The organism is Pseudotenacibaculum haliotis, from assembly GCF_042684245.1.
Taxonomy (GTDB): Bacteria; Bacteroidota; Bacteroidia; order Flavobacteriales; family Flavobacteriaceae; genus Polaribacter; species Polaribacter haliotis_A.
On sequence record NZ_JBHULH010000003.1, the window covers coordinates 164,450 to 183,920 of the forward strand.

Here is a 19,471-nt window from a genome sequence, read left to right on the forward strand (position 1 = left end):
GAAATGAATAAATACAAAAGATTAATGGTTGCTGTTTCAGCAAACTAATCGATCATATCAAAACCAGTGTAAGGAATCAAGGCTTCCGGAACTTGAATTCCTTCTTCAGTTTGATAATTCTCTAAGATACCCGCCAAAATTCTAGGCAAAGCCAATGCGCTACCATTTAGCGTGTGAGCTAATTGACTCTTACCTTCTTTATTTTTAAAACGCAGTTTTAATCTGTTTGCTTGAAAAGTTTCAAAGTTTGAAACAGAGCTTACTTCCAACCATCTGTCTTGGGCTGTAGAAAACACTTCAAAATCAAACGTAAGAGCAGAAGTAAATCCTAAATCACCACTACACAAACGTAAAATCCTGTAAGGAAGTTTTAACTCCTTTAAGATACCTTGTATATGCTCTACCATATTGTCTAAAGCCTTGTAAGAATTCTCAGGATGTTCTATTCGAACGATTTCTACCTTGTCAAATTGGTGTAAACGATTCAATCCTCTTACATGAGCTCCATAAGACCCTGCTTCTCTTCTAAAACAAGGAGTATATCCTGTCTTTTGAATTGGAAAATCAGTTTCTTTTAGTAAAACATCTCTATAAATGTTTGTTACCGGAACTTCTGCAGTAGGAATTAAATACAAGTTTTCGTTTCCAACATGGTACATTTGACCTTCCTTATCCGGTAACTGTCCGGTTCCTCTTCCAGAATCTTCATTTACCAAATGAGGCACCTGAATTTCATTGTAACCGGCAGCGGTATTTTTATCTAGGAAGTAGTTGATCAAAGCACGTTGCAAACGAGCACCTTTTCCTTTATACACAGGAAATCCTGCACCGGTGATCTTGGTTCCTAACTCAAAATCTATGATGTCATATTTTTTTGCTAATTCCCAGTGAGGAAGTGCGTTTTCATGCAAAACAGGAACATCTCCTTCTCTGTAAATCTCTTCGTTATCCTCATCTGTATTTCCTACAGGAACAGATGGGTGAGGAACATTAGGGATTTGATACAAAAGCTCTTTCAACTCTTCTTCTGCAGCACTTTTTTGTTGCGCAAGAACTTCTCTTTGCTCTTTAAGTTGAGTTGTTTTTTCTTTGACCAAATTGGCTTTTTGTACTTCGCCAGACTTGAAAAGCATTCCAATCTCTTTGGACAATTTATTAGACTCAGCCAACACGTTGTCTAAAGACACTTGTGCCTTTCTTCTGGCATCATCTGTAGACAATACCTGATCAATAATTTTTTCAGCGTCAGCAAAATTTCTCTTTGCCAAGCCATCTAAAACAGTCTGTTTGTGATCTCTAATAAATTGAACTTGTAACATAACGAAGCTTCTTTTTTGAAGCGCCAAAGATACAGCAAGTATAGGAATATCGCAATCTATAGAGAAAGATTGTTCTGAAGAAAAGCAAGAGCGTTTTCTTTGTCTTTTTTCAGTTGAACGATCAAATCATCAACCGAATCAAATTTTTGCTCTTCACGTAAGAAAAACAAGAGGTCTATTTTTATTTCTTTACCGTAAAGATCTCCATTAAAATCAAACAAATGAGCTTCTATGGTTTGATGTTTTCCATCCAAAGTTGGGCGATAACCAATATTCATCATTCCATGTCTAACCTGCCCTTCAATAGAAGTTTTAATAACATAAACCCCTGTTTTTGGAATTAGCTTATAATCTTCTTTGATGTCAATGTTTGCAGTAGGAAAACCGATTTTACCACCAAGCTTTTTTCCGTTGACAACAGTTCCGTTCAACATATAATTATAACCTAAATAACGGTTTGCAGTTTTTAACAAACCATTGTGCAAAGCTCTTCGTATTTTGGTTGAACTAACAGATACATCGTCAATATCCTGAGCAGGAATCTCTTCAACATCAAAATCAAAAAGCAAACTATACTCTCTTAATTGATCGATGTTTCCTTCTCTGTTTTTTCCAAAGTGATGATCATAACCAATGATCAATTTAGAAGTATTCAATTGGTTGATCAGGATATCCCTTACAAAATCTAAGGCTGTTAATCGAGAAAACTCTTTACTGAACGGATGGATGATCAAATAATCCAAGCCCATTTCTTCCAATAATTGAGACTTTTCATCAATAGTATTAAGCAATTCTAAGGAAACATCTTTCTGCAAAACCATTCTTGGGTGTGGAAAAAAGGTTAAGAGAACAGATTTTTTGTTTTGCTCTTTAGCAGATTGAATAAGGTCTTTTAGAATCTTCTGGTGACCGATATGCACACCATCAAATGTTCCAATGGTAACAAAACAATCGTTTTCCGAAGAGAAGTTTGAAATGGAGTGAATAACTTTCAAAAGGAGTAAAATTTTGAAAGCAAAGTTACAATTCATTCAGAATAAAAACCTAAAAAAATCAACTATGAAAATTTGGAGCAAAAACACCCATAGAAATGCAATTTTTAGGCGATTTTTTTACAGATTTCGAAAAAAAAAGAGATAAAAAGAAAAAAATTGTATTTTCGTTTGAGTTAACAAATAATTTACAAGATGATAAAAAAGATAATTTTTTTTGCATTTGTAATGTTTAGTTCAGCCATTATGGTTGCACAAACAACAACAGTAACGGGTACTGTGAAAGATGCAAAAACGGGGGAGACACTTTTAGGGGCAAATATCAAAGTGTCCAGAAAAGCAGTTGGTACAACAACTGACTTTGATGGAAAATTTACCTTGAAAGTGAATGAAGTACCACCTTTTACCATCGAAATTTCGATGCTAGGATTTCAAACTGCAAAAGTTGAAATCACAAAAGACAAACAGGTAGTAGAAGTTTCACTTACAGAAAATGCTACTGCTCTTGATGAAGTAGTTGTTTCTGCATCTAGAACACCGGAACGTATTTTAGAATCACCGGTAACCGTAGAAAGGTTAGATGCCAGAGCAATTAAGAATTCGACTGCTCCTTCTTTTTATGATGGTTTAGAGAACTTAAAAGGAGTTGACATCAACACAAACAGTTTAACATTTAAGTCTGTAAATACCAGAGGTTTTGCAACATTTGCCAACACAAGATTTATGCAGTTGGTAGATGGAATGGACAATTCTTCTCCGGCGTTGAACTTCGCTATTGGTAACCTTTTAGGGATGTCTGAACTAGACGTAGCTACAGTAGAAATTCTTCCGGGAGCGTCATCTGCATTATATGGGGCAAATGCGTTTAACGGAATTATGTTTATGACTAGTAGAAGCCCGTTTGACGATCAAGGAATCAGCTTCTCTCACAAAAGAGGATACACAGTTCAAGACGCAGCAGGAGATAATGAGTTTACAGAGTACAACTTTAGAATGGCTTATGTATTCTCTGATAAGTTTGCTGCAAAAGCTACCTTATCTATCCTAGATGGAACAGAATGGTTTGCAACAGATTATAGAAATACATTAAACGGACAATATATTGCTGGAGACAGAGCTTCAGACATCAATTATGATGGATTGAACGTTTATGGTGATGAAGTATCAACAAACATTAGAGGTGTTGCTCAAGCATTGGTAGGATTAGGTATTTTACCTTCAGGAGCAGATGCATTAGTACCTAGTGTTAATGTAAGTAGAACAGGATATGAAGAAAGAGACTTGATGACTTACAATGCAAGAAGTGTAAAGTTCAATACAGCATTCCATTACCGTCCTTTCGGAAATGACCGTTTAGAAATTATCTGGAACTCAAAGATTGGTAGAGGAAATACAATCTATCAAGGATTGAACAGATATAACATCTCTGATTTCTTCTTAGCTCAGCATAGATTAGAATTAAGAGGAAAGAACTTCTTCTTAAGAGGGTATTTAACAACTGAAGATGCAGGAGACTCGTATGATACACGTTTTGCTGCGATTAACATCAACAGAAGATGGAAAGATGATAATACTTGGTATGGACAGTATGTAGGAGCATTTGTACAAGGAACTTTAGGAGGTTTATTACCTGCTCAAGCTCATGCATTGGCAAGACAAACTGCAGATACTGGAAGATTGGTTCCGGGAACAGCAGGGTTCCAAGAAGCATTTGATGCTGTTACTGCAGATCCTAATTTAACTACAGGATCTAAATTCCAAGATCAAACAAAATTATACCACGTAGATGGTAACTATAACTTAAGAGATTATATCGATTGGGGTGAAATTCAAGTAGGAGGTTCTTACAGACAGTACTCTTTGAACTCTAACGGAACGATCTTTACAGATTTTGACGGACCAATTGACTATAGCGAATATGGTATTTATACGCAGCTTCAAAAGCAATTCTTAGACGAAGATCGTTTAAAATTAACTGCTTCTATTCGTTATGACGGTGCTCAAAACTTTGACGGAAACTACTCGCCAAGATTATCGTTGGCTTATGCAGCAGGAGAAAACAAAGAGCACAACTTCAGAGGGTCTTTCCAAACAGGATTCAGATACCCAACTACTCAAGATCAATACATCGGGTTGGATGCAGGTAGAGCTTTATTAGTAGGTTCTGCTCCAGATAACTTAGACAGATATTTAAGTTCACCACTTTCAGTAAGTGGAGCAGGTCAAGCATTTACCGGATCGGCAACAGTACAATTATCAGGAAGAAGCGCTTATGAAAACGCATTCTCTTTAGCTTCTGTAAATGCCGGAACTCCAACTGCGATCAACACTCCTTTGGTATCTCCAGAAAAAGTAACTGCTGTTGAATTAGGATATCGTGGTGTATTTGATGTTGAAAACAGCAAAGTAAGTGTAGATTTAAGTGGATATTATAACACCTATCAAGATTTCATTGCAACAAGAACTGTTTTAGTTCCTTATTACGGACAAGCAGGAGATAATGGATTGTCGTTATTGGCACTTCAAAATGGAGATTTCAAACCATTCTCAGCTTATACAAACTCAGCTGCTGATGTAAACTCTTATGGAGTTGCAATTGCGATCAACACAAAAGTATTGAATGGAATCAATGTTGGATTTAACTATACGTATTCTAAATTTGATTTTGACCAAGCTTCTGATCCTGATTTCGAACCTTCGTTCAACACTCCAGAGCACAAGTTTAAATTACAGATCGGAAAACAAGAGTTGTTTAAAAACTTCGGTTTCAATGTAAATCTAAGATGGCAAGATGAGTATTTATGGCAGTCTACTTTCCATGATGCGATTATTGACTCTCGTACTGTAATCGATGCTCAAATCAATTACACAGTTCCTGAGATCAAGTCAGTATTTAAATTAGGAGGGGCTAACCTTACAGGTCAAGAGTACTTGAGTGCACCTGGAGTTGGAGCAATCGGTTCTCAATTCTACCTGTCTTGGACTATTAACAACTAAACAAAAGAAGAAAGATGAAAAAATTTAAATATATATTCTTAATGGCATTGGCGGCGAGTTTTGCTGCTTGTGATGTTAACAATGAGTTGGATGAAATTCCAGCAGAAGTAGTTGTTTTACCTACACCAACAGCAGGAACAGCAGACTTCTCAAAATATGTGTCAATAGGGGCTTCTTTTACTGCAGGGTTTTCTGATGGATCCGTTTTCTTAGCGGCTCAATCTAGATCTTTCCCAAGTATTATGGCTCAGATGATGAGTAATGTAGGCGGAGGGAATTTCGTTCAGCCTCTAGTAAGTGATAATGTGGGAGGTTTGACCTTAGGAGGTCAGGTGATTTCAAACCCAAGATTGTTCTTTAATGGAGCAGGGCCGGCTGTTGTACCAGGAACTCCAACAACAGAAGTTTCTAACATTCTTACAGGACCTTTTAACAATTATGGAGTACCGGGAGCTAAGAGTTTCCATATGGTAGCACCAGAATATGGAAATATTACCGGAGTTGGAACTACAGCAAATCCATATTTTGTGAGAATGGCATCAAGTCCAACAACAACTGTTTTAGCAGATGCAGCAGGAGCAGGAGCAACGTTCTTTACAATTTCTGAAATTGGAGGAAATGATGTATTAGGATATGCAATCTCTGGAGGAACAGGAACTGTACAAACAGGAAACCCAAACCCAGCCACCTACGGGTCTAATGATATTACAGACCCAGGACTTTTTACTCAGGTATTTAGTTCTATGGTAACTACAATGACAGCTGGTGGAGCAAAAGGAGCAGTAGTAACTGTACCTTCTATTGTGAACTTACCGTTCTTTACAACAGTACCTCACAATCCTGTACCGTTAGATGCAGCAACGGCAGCACAATTAAATGCAGGATATGCAGCATACAACGCAAACTTATTACCAGCGATAACAGGAGCAAATGCCTTGGGTAATTTAGGGATGACACCTGAAGAAATTGCAGCAGAAGTAGCTAGAAGAACAATAACCTTCTCTGCAGGGCAAAATGCCGTAGTAATTATAGATGAAGATTTAACAGACATAACAGGAATTAATCCACAATTGCTGAGTATGAGACAAGCAACAGCTGATGATTTCTTAGTATTAACAAGTTCAAGTTTCATTGGAACAACGGTAGGAGGAAACCCTGCGTTGATCAATGGATTGACTGTTCCTTTAGCAGATAATTGGGTATTAACTCCGGAAGAGCAAAACAGTATCCAAGTTGCTACAGATGCATACAATGCTACAATTGTATCTATAGGAAATGCGAACGGATTGGCTGTTGTAGATTTAAATGGATTGTTAACGGAAGCATCAACAACCGGAACTCAGTTTGATGAATTTACAATGACTACAAGCTTAGTTTTTGGAGGAATGGTAAGTTTGGACGGAATTCACTTAACATCTAGAGGATATGCTTTAATGGCAAATAAAATATTAGAAGCGGTAGATGCGACTTATGGGTCAAACTTTATGGCTTCAGGAAATGTGGCTAAGGCAGCCAACTATCCAACAAACTATCCACCTGGAATTTAATTTCAGTTGATTGGAATAAAAAAAGCGGCTTGTAAGCCGCTTTTTTATTTTTTTACTAGACCTTTTATATAGTCAATCAATTCCTTTAATTCTTCAGGAGGATTGTTATCGTCAAAAGTTGGGGATGTATTTTTATAATCTCCAAAACTGTAAACACTTAAAGTAGCCGCCATAGCTCCATCATATTGATGCTTCTTAGAAGGGACTTTTAAACCGGAAAGGGTTTCAAGATTAATGTTTTTAAGCAGCTCATAAAGATGCTTATTATGTTTGTTTCTTATAGGTTTTCTGATAGTGTCTTGATTGTTCTGAACATATTTTATGACGCTTCTGTCTAAAGAAATATATTCTGAACTACCTCTGGTATAGGCGTTGTATTCTATTTTTTTGTAGGCGAAATGATGAGGTATAGGTGGACACGCAACTAGGAGCAAACTAAAAACAGCAAGTAAGGGAAAAACTTTTTTCATAATACTTTTATTTCTGTAAATATAAAAAAAGGTGTCTATTAGACACCTTTTCCAAGTAGTTAGTTGATTTTTAGAGATTAATTCCCTGCAATTGATGCTCTACCTCCACCAGCTGCAAAAAGAGCTCTCATACGCGCTTTTTGACCTTCGGTGAACATGTACATACAATCATCATTTACATAATCCATATAGTTCATTGTCATATCATTTGAACGACAATGAGACGTTGGATATGTAGGACATCCATAGTTTGGTCTGTCAGATTTTGGAGTATCAGCTACAAAATCATCTCTGTTACATCTACCATCCCCCCATATATGTCTTAAGTTTAAATAGTGTCCAACTTCATGAGTTAAGGTTCTTCCTCCGTCAAAAGGAGCCGAAACATACCCTGTTGTTCCAAAATACTGTGGAGATACTACAACTCCGTCTGTATCAGGATTTCCTCCCGGAAATTGAGCGTATCCTAAAATTCCTCCTCCAATGTTACACACCCAAATGTTTAAGTGAGTTGATGGAGTTACTGGAGGATAAGCCGATTTTACAGCATCATTTGTTCCCCAAGAAGTTCTTGAATCTGAATGTCTGAATACACCTGCTAAAGAAAAGGTAATTTCAGAATCAGCTGCTACTCCAGCAAATTCAGAAGGAACTTGGTTTGCATCATTGTTTGCTTTTCTGAAATCATCATTTAGAACAGTCATTTGAGAATTGATTTGAGTACTGCTGATGTTTTCATTGGTATTGCTGTAAACAACGTGTACGTATACCGGAATGTTTACAACTCCAAGGTTGTCTCCTCCGGTACCACCGTCACCGCCGTCGCCACCGTCACCGCCACCGTTACCGCCGCCGCCGTTTCCATTTCCATTTCCTGGTTTTCCGGCAATAAACTTACGTGTAGCATACTCGATATCATACATTCTTTGGAATAATTCCGGATCTTTTTCTAGCATTCTGTTTAGCACTTCCATTGAATGACATTGCTTTCCTTCTGTTGGACTTTTATCTGTCCCGTCACTGTGAACATAGAAGTCAGACATGTCGATTACTTGTTGTTCTGGGAGATTTTCAGTTTCATTCTGACACCCAATAAAAAGTGCTGCTGCGATGAGCAACAAACCATAAACTTTTTTCATGATTAATTGATTTAGTTAGTTGAATAGTTATTTAGTAAAAACTGTTAAAAAAGTTAAAAAACAAAAAGATGAAAAATATTGGTGTTTAAATTTTAACAATACTTCAAATATTTGTTTAATTTTTTAAACATGCCGCAATATGAAAAAAATAAATTAAATACACAATACCCTTTTTTGGGGATGAATTTTATCCCCTATTTTAGTGAATAGAAAAAGGCGTTATTATCCAATAACGCCTTTAAATATGTTGAGATATGACTAGTAATGTTAGTCAGCCATTGTAGCTCTGAATCCTCCAGCAGCAAAAACAGCATCCATTCTTGCTTTTTGACCTTGCGTAAACATTGCCATACAAGGATCATCTGTATAATCCATAAAGTTCATAGTCATATTATTGCTCCCACATTCTAAAACAGGGTAAGAAGGACATCCTCTTGTAGGCCCATCTGCATCCGGAGTATCAGCAACAAAATCACTAGCTCCACAACCTCCATCACCCCAAATGTGACGTAAATTTAAATAGTGACCAACTTCATGTGTAGTAGTTCTTTGATTAGCACCTACAAATCTGTGTCCCATCACAACACCATCTGTAGCTAAACTTCCACCAGGGAATTGAGCATATCCTAAAATTTGACCACCTCTATAAGGCATGCTGTTTACTACCCAAATGTTTAAAAACTCTTGAGGGTTTACAACATCACTTCCTCCGCTTGAAGTAAACTTCATAGAATCATCTGGTCTCCATGATCTCTTTTTTGAATTCTGTACTCGAATAACACTTTCGATTACAAAATCAATTTCAACATTTGCTTCTACTCCAGCAAATTCTGCCGGAATAATACTTCTGTTAGGATTTTGCATATTGAAGTCTTCATTAAGAACATCTATTTGGTCTTGTAATACTGATAAAGGTAAGTTTTCACTAGAAGTTCTGTAGATTACATGGAATACTACAGGAATCTGAATTTTACCATTTACAAGTCTGTTAAAGTTTCCTTTTTCAATAAAGCTTTTTGTTTGTTCTTCTATTGATGCCATTCTTGCTTTTAGAGCAGGATCTTTTAATAGATTGTCTTCTAATACCTCCATAGTAAAACATTGTTTAGAAGATCTATCAAACGAGAAGCCTTCAACATCTGTAGAAACAGGTTCTAGTGTTTCATCTGAATTTTGACACCCAACGAAGATTAGTGTTGCTAAAAGCAACACTCCAAAAATTTTTTTCATGATTAGTTATTTGAATAGTTAATTAATAAAAAAGTTAAAAAGAAAGAGATGCTTTAAATCCGGATTAAAATATTTTAAAGACCTCTCATTTTTAACGGATTACAATTTGAAGAAAAAATAAAGGGTGTGCAATCCCTTAATTTGGGGAAATTTTTATCCCCCTTTTTGGTGAGTGAAAAAAATAAAGAAGGTGTTAAGAAAGCATCATAATAGCTTTTTTCAAGCCCTCTATGAATACATCAATTTCTTCTTTGGTGTTGTAGAAAGCAAAGGAAGCTCTAATAGTTCCCGGGATTTGATAAAAATCCATGATAGGCTGAGCACAGTGATGTCCAGTACGCACAGCTACTCCCAACTTATCTAAAATAGAGCCGATGTCGTAAGGGTGAATGCCTTCAACATTAAAAGAGATTACTGATGTTTTGTGTGCAGTTCCGTAAATACGTAAACCCTCTATTTCTTGAAGTTTTTCTGTTCCGTAGTCTAACAACTCTTGCTCATAGGCAGCAATCTTATCCAAACCGATAGAGTTTACATAGTCTATAGCAATCCCAAAAGCGATTCCCCCACAGATGTTAGGTGTACCCGCTTCAAACTTGTGTGGTAAGCCAGCGTAAGTTGTTTTTTCAAAGGTTACGGTTTCAATCATCTCTCCACCACCTTGGTAAGGAGGTAGTTTTTCTAACCATTCTTGTTTTCCGTATAAGAACCCCATTCCGGTAGGGCCACAAACTTTATGAGCTGAGGCAACATAAAAATCGACATCCAACGCTTGAAAATCTACACTCATATGAGGAACAGACTGAGCGCCATCAACCAAAACAGCAGCGCCAACTTTGTGTGCTTTTTCAATGATTTCTTCAATAGGATTGATAGTTCCTAAAGCATTTGAAATATGGTTACAAAAAACTAACTTGGTTTTCTTAGAAAGCAATTCGTCATAAACGTCCATGATCAAAGCTCCTTCCTGATTCATAGGAATTACTTTCAATTTGGCTCCTGTTCTTTCTGCTAACATTTGCCACGGAACGATGTTGGAATGATGCTCTAACGCAGAAACGATGATCTCATCTCCTTCATTAAGTAGTTCAGAGAAGCCTGAAGCGACCATGTTGATGCTATGGGTAGTTCCGGAGGTAAAAATCATTTCATACGCGTGACGAGCGTTAAAATGCTTTTGTAGTGTAATTCTTGCTTGTTCGTACTTATCAGTTGCTTCCTGGCTCAAAGCATGCACGCCTCTATGAATATTGGCGTTGTAGTTTGAATAATAATCAACAATAGCATCAATAACAATTTGAGGTGTTTGTGATGTGGCTGCATTGTCAAAATACACCAAAGACTTTCCGTTTACCTGTCTTTGTAAAATGGGAAAATCTGCACGAATTTGTTCTACTGGAAACATGCTTTTTAGTTTGTTATACAAAGGTAGGGCTTGAAAGTCAAAACTTACAAGAAAGCTATCATTTAATTTACTTCTTTAAACATAGTTGGCAGGCAAAAAGTTCATTTCTTTATTTCGAACAGTCAATTCATATAGATAGTATTCATCAGATTGAAAATTAGAGGGTTTATTTCCTATTTTTGTGAGAAATCAAACACTTCGTTATGAAAATTCTTAAGAGGATCCTTCTTTTGTTGGCAATTGCTTTGATGATTGTCGTATTTCTAAATTATCCAAAACTGAACATTCTATCGGGATATTCAGCAAAGAATACCAGTTCTTCTGTTTTTTTAGCCCATAGGACATTAGCATTTACAGATTCTACAGACAATAATTTTTCTCCTGTAAATCTGGCTACAGACAAGATCAATAAAGAAGGAAAATACGCAACATCTTCGGCTTTAGGATTGTTAACCAGAAAAGCTGTTTATAGAGAAGGATTAGGAAGTGTATTGATTACAGACGATTTTGACCTTTCGGTAAAACCTTTGGTTCCTACAAGGAGCAAACCGGACAATGTTACTGCATACCCTTATGGAAATGGAGAGCAGCAAGACACATTGTTTGCCAATGTAGATTATGGGAAGTTAAAAACAGCTGTAGAAGCATTGTTTAAGCCTAAATACAAAACCAGAGCTGTTTTGGTAATTTACAAAGACCAGATCATTGCCGAAGCTTATGGAGATGAGTTTGATGAGAATTCCTTGATCTTAGGATGGTCGATGACCAAAAGTATCATGAGTACAGTTTATGGGATCATGCAGTACCAAGGAAAGATCAATGTGCAAGACAAGGCGCCAATTGCTGAATGGCAAAATGATGAGAGAAAAGAGATTACCATCCATAATTTATTACAAATGAATAGTGGTTTGGAGTGGGATGAGAATTATAATGAGATCTCAGATGTAACCAAGATGTTATTCTTAGAAAAAGACATGACGATCATGCAACGTAATAAGCCTTTGACCGGAAAAATAAATGCTTCTTGGAACTACTCATCAGGAACATCTAACTTATTATCCGGAATATTGCGTCAAGAAATGAGCTCACATCAAGAATATTTAGATTATTGGTACAGAGAACTTGTAGACAAGATAGGGATGAATTCTATGGTGATAGAAACTGATATGGCAGGAAACTATGTAGGGTCTTCTTACGCTTGGGGTACTGCTCGCGATTGGGGAAAGTTTGGCTTGCTGTACTTACATCGAGGAAATTGGAACGGCACACAAGTCTTTGCTCCGGAGTGGACTGATTATGTTGTACAACCAACACCTACATCAAACGGAACTTATGGAGCTCAGTTTTGGTTGAATGCCAATGGGAAATTTCCGGATATTCCTAAAAACATGTACTTTGCTGATGGATACCAAGGACAACGCGTGTATATCTTACCAGATCAAGAGATGGTAATTGTTCGTTTTGGTTTGAATGGAAACTATAGTGAGAACGCCTTCTTGAAAGGAATAATAAATGCCGTAAAATAGAAGTTGCTAAACTCTATTTGGAATCGAATTATTTTGTTGTGAGTTAGAAGGAATGAAAATATCCTTTACACGTGTAATAACACCTTGCAAAATACTAAAGATAGCATCCGAAGAGAAACCTCCGATCAGGGCTAAAATACTTTTGTTGAACAGGTTGATGTCGTTAGAGTTTTTCAAATAAACAGATAAGACCTCAGACATTAACAGTCCGGCGATGATTCCTAAAAGAATTTGTGAGATATAAGAAATAGAGTCTTCCGGAACCAAGGTTCCTCTTTTAATAGAGGTACTTACATCTTTCAATAAAAAGAAAATAACACCTAGTCCTGCAACAGAACTCAAAAAACCTAAATTTAATAACAAAGGCCATCCGTCACTACTTAAGATCCCTGCGTCTAAGGATGAGTTATTTACATCTTTAGAAAAAGCAGTTCCTACAAACATGGCTATAAAAACCAAAGCAATGATGATCAGGTTTCTAGTTAAAGGAACTTTATTAAAAACAGATTTACCACTTCCTTCCTGATGCATTTTCTTAGTATACTCAATGGATTTTGGAGTTGCCGGAGCCACATTCTTACATAGCAAATTATGAGCATTGATCAAGTCATCTACACTTGGGTTTTTAATTAAAGAGTTTACTTCTGTATTGATAATAATACCATTGTATACAGCAAAACCAATCATATTGTTGATCTCATTACTTAATTCATGAATAACAGCCTCAGAAACCCCGGGGATCTCATCACTCTTTGCTTTAGCAGTTGCCGTTTTTTTGGGTACAGAGGTAGTTTTAGCCGTTGTCTTAGGTGGAGTGTTTTGAGGTGGTGGAGTATTTGTAGTAGCCATATCAGAAAAAGTTTAGTGACTAAAATTACTGACATGAGGAAACAAAAAAACAGGCAAATTTGCCTGTTTTTACATTTATGTGTTTTTACTCGGTTTTAAATATCAAACCCAATATTTACGTTTAATTTACTGGCAATCAGCTTAGTGATTCTGGCTTTTACTTCAGGGATCTTTACACTTTCTAAAACTGTATTTGCAAAAGCATACATGAGCAAAGCTCTAGCTTCTTTCTTCGGAATTCCTCTTTGCTGCATATAGAAAAGCGCTTGCTCGTCTAACTGACCAATGGTACATCCGTGAGAACATTTTACATCGTCAGCAAAGATCTCAAGCTGAGGTTTTGCATTGATGGTTGCTCTATCACTTACCAAAACATTGTTGTTCTGTTGGTATGCATTGGTTTTCTGAGCTTCTTTCTCTACGATCACTTTTCCGTTGAACACACCTGTAGAACGCTCATCATAGATTCCTTTGTAATCTTGATGACTTTCACAGTTAGGTTCTATATGATGAACCAAAGTGTGATGATCTACGTGTTGCTTTCCTTCAATAATGGTGATTCCTTTTAAGATCGAGTTGACATGCTCTCCTTTTTGGAAGAAGTTCAAGTTGTTTCTAGTAATATTTCCTCCAAAAGAGAAAGTATGTACAGAAACTGTACTTTCTGATTGTTGCTCAATATATGTATTGTCAACCAACGAAGCAGTAACTTGATCGTTTTGAATCTTGTAATAATCTACAGTAGCATGTCTGTCTGCAAAGATCTCAGTTACAGAATTGGTGAATACCGCAGTTTCTGTTAAGCTTTGATGACGTTCTATAATCTGTACATGTGCATTTTGTCCTACAACAATTAAATTTCTTGGCTGTACCATGGTAGCAGCTTCAGAACCTGTTGTAAAGTTGATGATCTGAATAGGCTTCTCAACTTCTACATTTCTCGGAATATTGATGTAAGCTCCTTCTTTGGTAAAAGCTGTATTCAAAGACGTCATATTATCTTCTTTAGCTGCTTTGTTGAAGTAGTTTTCAATAACCGGTTTGTATTTTGATTTGGTTAATGCCGAAGACATCAAACAAACATCAATTGTATCGTGTGTTGTTTCTGATAGGAACGAACTGTATTTTCCATCAATAAAAATAACTTTATAGCTATCTATATCATGAATAAAATATTTCTTTACATCAGCCAGTGTTACCGCATGTTCTTTATCAGGGAAGATGCTGTAGTCTTCTTTTAAGATCGAGTTTAAAGAAGTGTATTTCCAAGCCTCCATCTTTTTATTTGGAAACCCAACTTTCTCAAAGTTTTGAAAGGCTTTAGAGCGAATTTCATGCACATCAGAATTGATGTTTACACCATCTTCAAACGCCACATAGGAAGAAACTATTTTTTCTTTTAAATCCATCATTCTGTTTTACGAAACTATCTCTTCTTTAATCCAATCATATCCTTTTTTCTCTAACTCTAAGGCTAAAGAAGCATCTCCTGTCTTTACAATTTTACCATCGTGTAATACATGTACAAAATCAGGAACGATATAATCTAACAAACGCTGGTAGTGTGTAATTACGATTACAGCGTTGTCTTTTGATTTTAGTTTGTTAACTCCGTTTGCTACAATACGCAAGGCATCAATATCCAATCCGGAATCTGTTTCATCCAAAATAGCCAACTTAGGCTCTAACATTGCCATTTGGAAGATCTCATTACGTTTTTTCTCACCTCCAGAAAACCCTTCATTTAAAGAACGAGATAAGAATTTACGATCGATCTCTAACAACTCAGATTTCTCACGAATCTTCTTCAACATTTCCTTTGCAGGCATCTCTTCCATTCCTCTTGCCTTTCTTGATTCATTGATGGCTGTTTTGATAAAGTTGGTTACAGTAACCCCCGGAATCTCTACAGGATATTGGAAGGATAGAAAAACACCTTCGTGAGCTCTTTCTTCAGGAGCTAACTCGCTGATATCTTCTCCATCTAATTCGATGGTACCATCAGTAACTTCGTAATCTTCTTTTCCTGCGATTACTGAAGCTAATGTACTTTTTCCGGCACCGTTAGGCCCCATAATAGCATGAATTTCACCCGGTTTAACGTTTAAATTCAGCCCTTTTAAGATGGCCTTGTCTTCAACTTCTGCATGTAAATTTTCAATCTTTAGCATGACTTCCTTTTATTTTTGATTTACATATTTCTTGATACGCTCCAAATCAGCAGGTGAATGCTGAATGAACACTTTTGCATTCTTCTCTTTTGCGAAAGCTTCGAATTTATCCATGCTTTCTAATGTTTGTTCAACATTGTAGTTGAACGAAGGAACACCTTTTGTTTTTCTATTCTCTTCAAAATGATAGAGATCCCCGGTTAATAATATCGGTTGTTCCAAACCAAGATCAACATACAAAACTTGATGACCAATGGTGTGCCCCGGCATTGATTTGATAACTACAGTTCCGTCTCCGAAAACATCGTAATCACCATTTAATTTTTTTACGTTCTTCAAAGCAGCAACAGCAGGGTTCTTTGTTTTTGCAGAATCTCCGGCTATAGCATTGTACTCATTTTCTTGTACCAACCACGTTGCATCTTTCATCAAATTTGCATGACCCGTATGATCAAAATGATGGTGTGATAAAGCGATATAGTTAAAATCTTCAACCTTGAATCCGATTGAAGCCAGTTGGTTTTTCAAAGAATCCGGTCTTTGTAAGGCAAAAGCGCCGCTTGGCTCATGAAAAGGCTCTGCCACAACCAATTGTTCCGGTAACCCGGCATCCCACATCAAGTTTCCTTTTGGATGAGAGATTACATAATACGCATCGGTAAATTGTTTAGACTGACCAGTGTAAGTTGTATCTTGAGAGAACAATTCTAACTTTTTTACCAAGATGTTTCCTCCCACCAAAGCATATAATTTTACTTCTGGTTTAACAGGTTCTTTTTTCTCAGCGTCTTTACAGCTAATAATGCTGATAGCAAGCAATAAGAATAGGATTTTTTTCATGGCTGGTTGGGTTTATCCGACACTACCTTCAAGGCTTATCTCTAACAGTTTTTGAGCTTCTACAGCAAACTCCATCGGAAGTTTGTTCAATACTTCTTTACTAAATCCATTTACGATCAACGCAATGGCTTTTTCTGTATCTATTCCTCTTTGGTTACAATAAAACAACTGATCTTCACCAATCTTACTGGTAGTGGCTTCGTGTTCTATTTGTGCTGATTTATTTTTAGATTCGATATAAGGGAATGTGTGTGCTCCACATTCGTTACCCATTAATAGACTATCACATTGTGAGAAGTTTCTAGCATTTTCTGCTCTTGAATTGATCTGAACCAATCCTCTATAACTATTTTGTGATTTTCCGGCAGAAATTCCTTTGGAAATAATAGTTGACTTGGTATTCTTACCTAAGTGGATCATTTTGGTTCCTGTATCTGCTTGTTGGAAATTGTTTGTTACTGCAATAGAGTAGAATTCTCCTACAGAATTGTTTCCTTTTAACACACAGCTTGGATACTTCCAAGTAATTGCAGAACCTGTTTCAACCTGAGTCCAAGAGATTTTTGCATTGGTTTCACACAACCCTCTTTTGGTTACAAAATTGAAAACTCCACCTTTTCCTTCACTGTCTCCAGGGAACCAGTTTTGTACGGTAGAATATTTGATCTCAGCATCATCCATTGCAATTAATTCTACAACGGCAGCATGCAATTGGTTTTCATCTCTTTGTGGAGCTGTACAACCTTCTAAATAGCTTACATAACTTCCTTTATCTGCTACAACTAAGGTTCTTTCAAACTGTCCGGTTCCTCCTTCATTGATTCGGAAATAGGTAGAAAGCTCCATTGGACATCTAACTCCTTTTGGAATGTAACAGAATGAACCGTCTGAAAATACAGCTGAATTTAATGCTGCATAGAAGTTGTCTTTAGGCGGAACTACAGACCCGATGTACTTTCTTACCAACTCAGGATGCTCTTGAATAGCTTCTGAGATAGGCATAAAAATAATTCCTTTTTCTGCTAGTGTATCTTTAAATGTTGTAGCAACGGAAACAGAATCCATTACAATATCAACTGCTACATTTGCCAATCTTTTTTGCTCTTCTAAAGAAATACCCAGTTTTTCAAAAGTTGCCAATAATTCAGGATCAACTTCATCCAAACTATTTAATTTAGGTTTTTGCTTAGGAGCTGAATAGTAGGCAATATCTTGAAAGTTAGGCTTTTGATAGTCTACATTTGCCCATTCTGGTTCTTCCATCTCAGACCAGATCTTGAAAGCTTCTAACCTCCATTCTGTCATCCATTCCGGCTCATTTTTCTTTTTAGAAATAGCACGAACGATGTCTTCATTCAGTCCTTTTGGAAATGTTTCACTTTCTATATCTGTGTAAAAGCCGTACTCGTATTCTTTGGTTTTCAGCTCTTCTCTTAAATCATCCTCTGTATACTTGCTCATCTTCTCAAAAATTAAAGTGAAAAACTCTCACCACACCCACAAGTTCTGTTGGCATTTGGGTTGTTAAATACAAATCCTTTACCGTTTAAACCTCCGGAATATTCTAATGTGGTACCTACCAGGTATAAAAAACTCTTTTTATCAACAATGATTTTTACATCATTATCTTCAAAGAGTTTATCACTATCAGATTGATTTTTATCAAAATTCAAATCGTACGAAAGTCCAGAGCACCCGCCGCTTTTAACGCCTACTCGAACAAAATCTGTAGTCGCATCAAACCCGTCATCAGTCATTAACTCTATGACTTTCTTTTTCGCTTGATCAGAAACTTTAATCATAACTTTAAATAGATTAAGTCTAAATTGTGGTTGCAAAGATACAACATAAGTCTCAAACAGCCACCTAGACTTACATTAGAATGCTTTATCTTTTAATTAAGAAAATTGATTAGTTCTGAAAAGCAGGGTTGTTTACAAATTCGTGATCTGTCAATGTCAGTAAAAATGCTTTGAGATCGGCTTTGTCTTGTGGAGTTAATTGTACACCTCCTTGATTGACTTTTTTCATCAAAGGATCGATAGTTGGAGAGACCTTAAGGCCTTCGCTGTAGTGATTGATAACTTCTTCTAAAGTGGCAAATCTACCGTCGTGCATATAGGGTGCAGTAAAGGCTAAATTTCGTAAAGATGGAGAGCGGAACTTACCATTGTCATTAGGGTCTCCGGTTACCGCTCCTAAACCTAGATCAGAAAATGTTGTATCTAAACCGTTGTTGTGAAAATCATTATCTGTCCAAAGAGGATTGTTGTCGCTTCCGTGGCAATGGAAACAATCTCCTCTGTCTTCATCCATAAATACATTAAATCCATTCAGTTCTTGAGGCGTTAGCTGGGCATTTCCTAAGAGGTATCGATCAAACTTAGAGTTTCCGGAGATCAAGGTTCTTTCAAATTGAGCAATTGCCTTGGTAATTAATGTAGAATCTATCGTTGAAGTACCAAATGCCTGTTGAAACAAAGTGGGGTATTCCGAGTCTTGTTGTAGTTTGTTTGAAACAGTAGTCCAATTGCTATGCATTTCAATCGGGTTTTTTACAGGTTCTAAAGCCTGTCTTTCTAAACCTAACTCTTTTCCGTCCCAGGCAAATCGCTCATTAAAATTCCAAGCCAAATTAAACAAAGGCATTGAGTTTCTAGTGCCAAAAAGGCCATCAATACCATCACTAAATTGAGTGTCGTCTGTAAAGGCATTTGCAGGTTTGTGGCAAGAAGCGCAAGATTGTGTATTGTCTCCTGAGAGTCTTTTGTCGAAAAACAGTTTTTTACCCAAAGCAATTCCTTCTTCCGTTAAGGGATTGTCTGTTGGAATAACGGGAGCAATCAATTTTTGTCCAAAGAGCTGAGGAATACTCAACGATGCAGGAACAGGGGTATATACATCATCTCCATCGGACCCTGACCCAGAACAGGATAATAGAGGCAAGAGTCCGATTATAAAAATATAGAGATGTGTTTTTTTCATG

16 protein-coding genes are annotated in these 19,471 nt (G+C 36.7%); 3 read left to right on the plus strand and 13 right to left on the minus strand.

Features of this window, described 5'->3' with window-relative positions:
- Window positions 1-44: 44 nt before the first annotated feature.
- Window positions 45-1,319 carry a serine--tRNA ligase gene (gene serS / locus ACFSRZ_RS06415; protein ID WP_379665709.1) on the minus strand — a complete coding sequence of 425 codons (1,275 nt, stop codon included), beginning with the start codon at window positions 1,317-1,319 and terminating at the stop codon, window positions 45-47.
- Between the two features lie 56 nt (window positions 1,320-1,375).
- Window positions 1,376-2,314, minus strand: a complete 939-nt coding sequence (locus ACFSRZ_RS06420) for a bifunctional riboflavin kinase/FAD synthetase (RefSeq protein ID WP_379665710.1) — start codon at window positions 2,312-2,314, stop codon at window positions 1,376-1,378.
- Between the two features lie 192 nt (window positions 2,315-2,506).
- Here ACFSRZ_RS06420 and ACFSRZ_RS06425 point away from each other — a divergent pair, with 192 nt between their 5' ends.
- Both ACFSRZ_RS06425 and ACFSRZ_RS06430 read left to right on the plus strand, forming a co-directional pair.
- On the plus strand, window positions 2,507-5,308 hold the full coding sequence (locus ACFSRZ_RS06425) for a TonB-dependent receptor (protein ID WP_379665711.1): 2,802 nt from the start codon (window positions 2,507-2,509) through the stop codon (window positions 5,306-5,308).
- A 14-nt stretch (window positions 5,309-5,322) separates the two neighbouring features.
- Complete coding sequence (locus tag ACFSRZ_RS06430) at window positions 5,323-6,855, plus strand: G-D-S-L family lipolytic protein (protein ID WP_379665712.1); 1,533 nt, start codon at window positions 5,323-5,325, stop codon at window positions 6,853-6,855.
- 44 nt (window positions 6,856-6,899) lie between these two features.
- On the opposite strand, the gene ACFSRZ_RS06435 is transcribed toward ACFSRZ_RS06430, so the two are convergent.
- The 4 genes from ACFSRZ_RS06435 to ACFSRZ_RS06450 form a co-directional block, all read right to left on the minus strand.
- Window positions 6,900-7,325, minus strand: a complete 426-nt coding sequence (locus tag ACFSRZ_RS06435; RefSeq protein WP_379665713.1) for a hypothetical protein — start codon at window positions 7,323-7,325, stop codon at window positions 6,900-6,902.
- A gap of 77 nt (window positions 7,326-7,402) precedes the next feature.
- Window positions 7,403-8,464 (minus strand): zinc metalloprotease, encoded by a 1,062-nt coding sequence (locus tag ACFSRZ_RS06440; RefSeq protein ID WP_379665714.1) that lies wholly within the window; start codon window positions 8,462-8,464, stop codon window positions 7,403-7,405.
- A gap of 267 nt (window positions 8,465-8,731) precedes the next feature.
- Window positions 8,732-9,694, minus strand: a complete 963-nt coding sequence (locus ACFSRZ_RS06445) for a zinc metalloprotease (protein WP_379665715.1) — start codon at window positions 9,692-9,694, stop codon at window positions 8,732-8,734.
- Window positions 9,695-9,887: 193 nt separating this feature from the next.
- Complete coding sequence (locus ACFSRZ_RS06450; protein ID WP_379665716.1) at window positions 9,888-11,099, minus strand: aminotransferase class V-fold PLP-dependent enzyme; 1,212 nt, start codon at window positions 11,097-11,099, stop codon at window positions 9,888-9,890.
- A gap of 203 nt (window positions 11,100-11,302) precedes the next feature.
- On the opposite strand from ACFSRZ_RS06450, the gene ACFSRZ_RS06455 reads away from it, so the two are divergent.
- Window positions 11,303-12,625 carry a serine hydrolase domain-containing protein gene (locus tag ACFSRZ_RS06455; protein ID WP_379665717.1) on the plus strand — a complete coding sequence of 441 codons (1,323 nt, stop codon included), beginning with the start codon at window positions 11,303-11,305 and terminating at the stop codon, window positions 12,623-12,625.
- Between the two features lie 6 nt (window positions 12,626-12,631).
- On the opposite strand, the gene ACFSRZ_RS06460 is transcribed toward ACFSRZ_RS06455, so the two are convergent.
- The 7 genes from ACFSRZ_RS06460 to ACFSRZ_RS06490 form a co-directional block, all read right to left on the minus strand.
- Complete coding sequence (locus tag ACFSRZ_RS06460) at window positions 12,632-13,474, minus strand: hypothetical protein (RefSeq protein WP_379665718.1); 843 nt, start codon at window positions 13,472-13,474, stop codon at window positions 12,632-12,634.
- A 95-nt stretch (window positions 13,475-13,569) separates the two neighbouring features.
- On the minus strand, window positions 13,570-14,883 hold the full coding sequence (gene sufD, locus ACFSRZ_RS06465; RefSeq protein WP_379665719.1) for a Fe-S cluster assembly protein SufD: 1,314 nt from the start codon (window positions 14,881-14,883) through the stop codon (window positions 13,570-13,572).
- A gap of 9 nt (window positions 14,884-14,892) precedes the next feature.
- Window positions 14,893-15,645, minus strand: coding sequence for a Fe-S cluster assembly ATPase SufC (gene sufC / locus ACFSRZ_RS06470; RefSeq protein WP_379665720.1), 753 nt, complete (start codon window positions 15,643-15,645; stop codon window positions 14,893-14,895).
- 9 nt (window positions 15,646-15,654) lie between these two features.
- A complete protein-coding gene (locus ACFSRZ_RS06475; protein ID WP_379665721.1) occupies window positions 15,655-16,485 on the minus strand; it encodes an N-acyl homoserine lactonase family protein in 831 nt (276 codons plus the stop codon).
- 12 nt (window positions 16,486-16,497) lie between these two features.
- Entirely contained in the window at window positions 16,498-17,946 is a 1,449-nt protein-coding gene (gene sufB / locus ACFSRZ_RS06480) for a Fe-S cluster assembly protein SufB (RefSeq protein ID WP_379665722.1), read from the minus strand.
- An 11-nt stretch (window positions 17,947-17,957) separates the two neighbouring features.
- Window positions 17,958-18,287 (minus strand): HesB/IscA family protein, encoded by a 330-nt coding sequence (locus ACFSRZ_RS06485; RefSeq protein WP_379665723.1) that lies wholly within the window; start codon window positions 18,285-18,287, stop codon window positions 17,958-17,960.
- A 109-nt stretch (window positions 18,288-18,396) separates the two neighbouring features.
- Window positions 18,397-19,470: a cytochrome-c peroxidase gene (locus ACFSRZ_RS06490; RefSeq protein ID WP_379665724.1), complete on the minus strand. Its 1,074-nt coding sequence runs from the start codon at window positions 19,468-19,470 to the stop codon at window positions 18,397-18,399.
- Between the last annotated feature and the right edge of the window lies 1 nt (window position 19,471).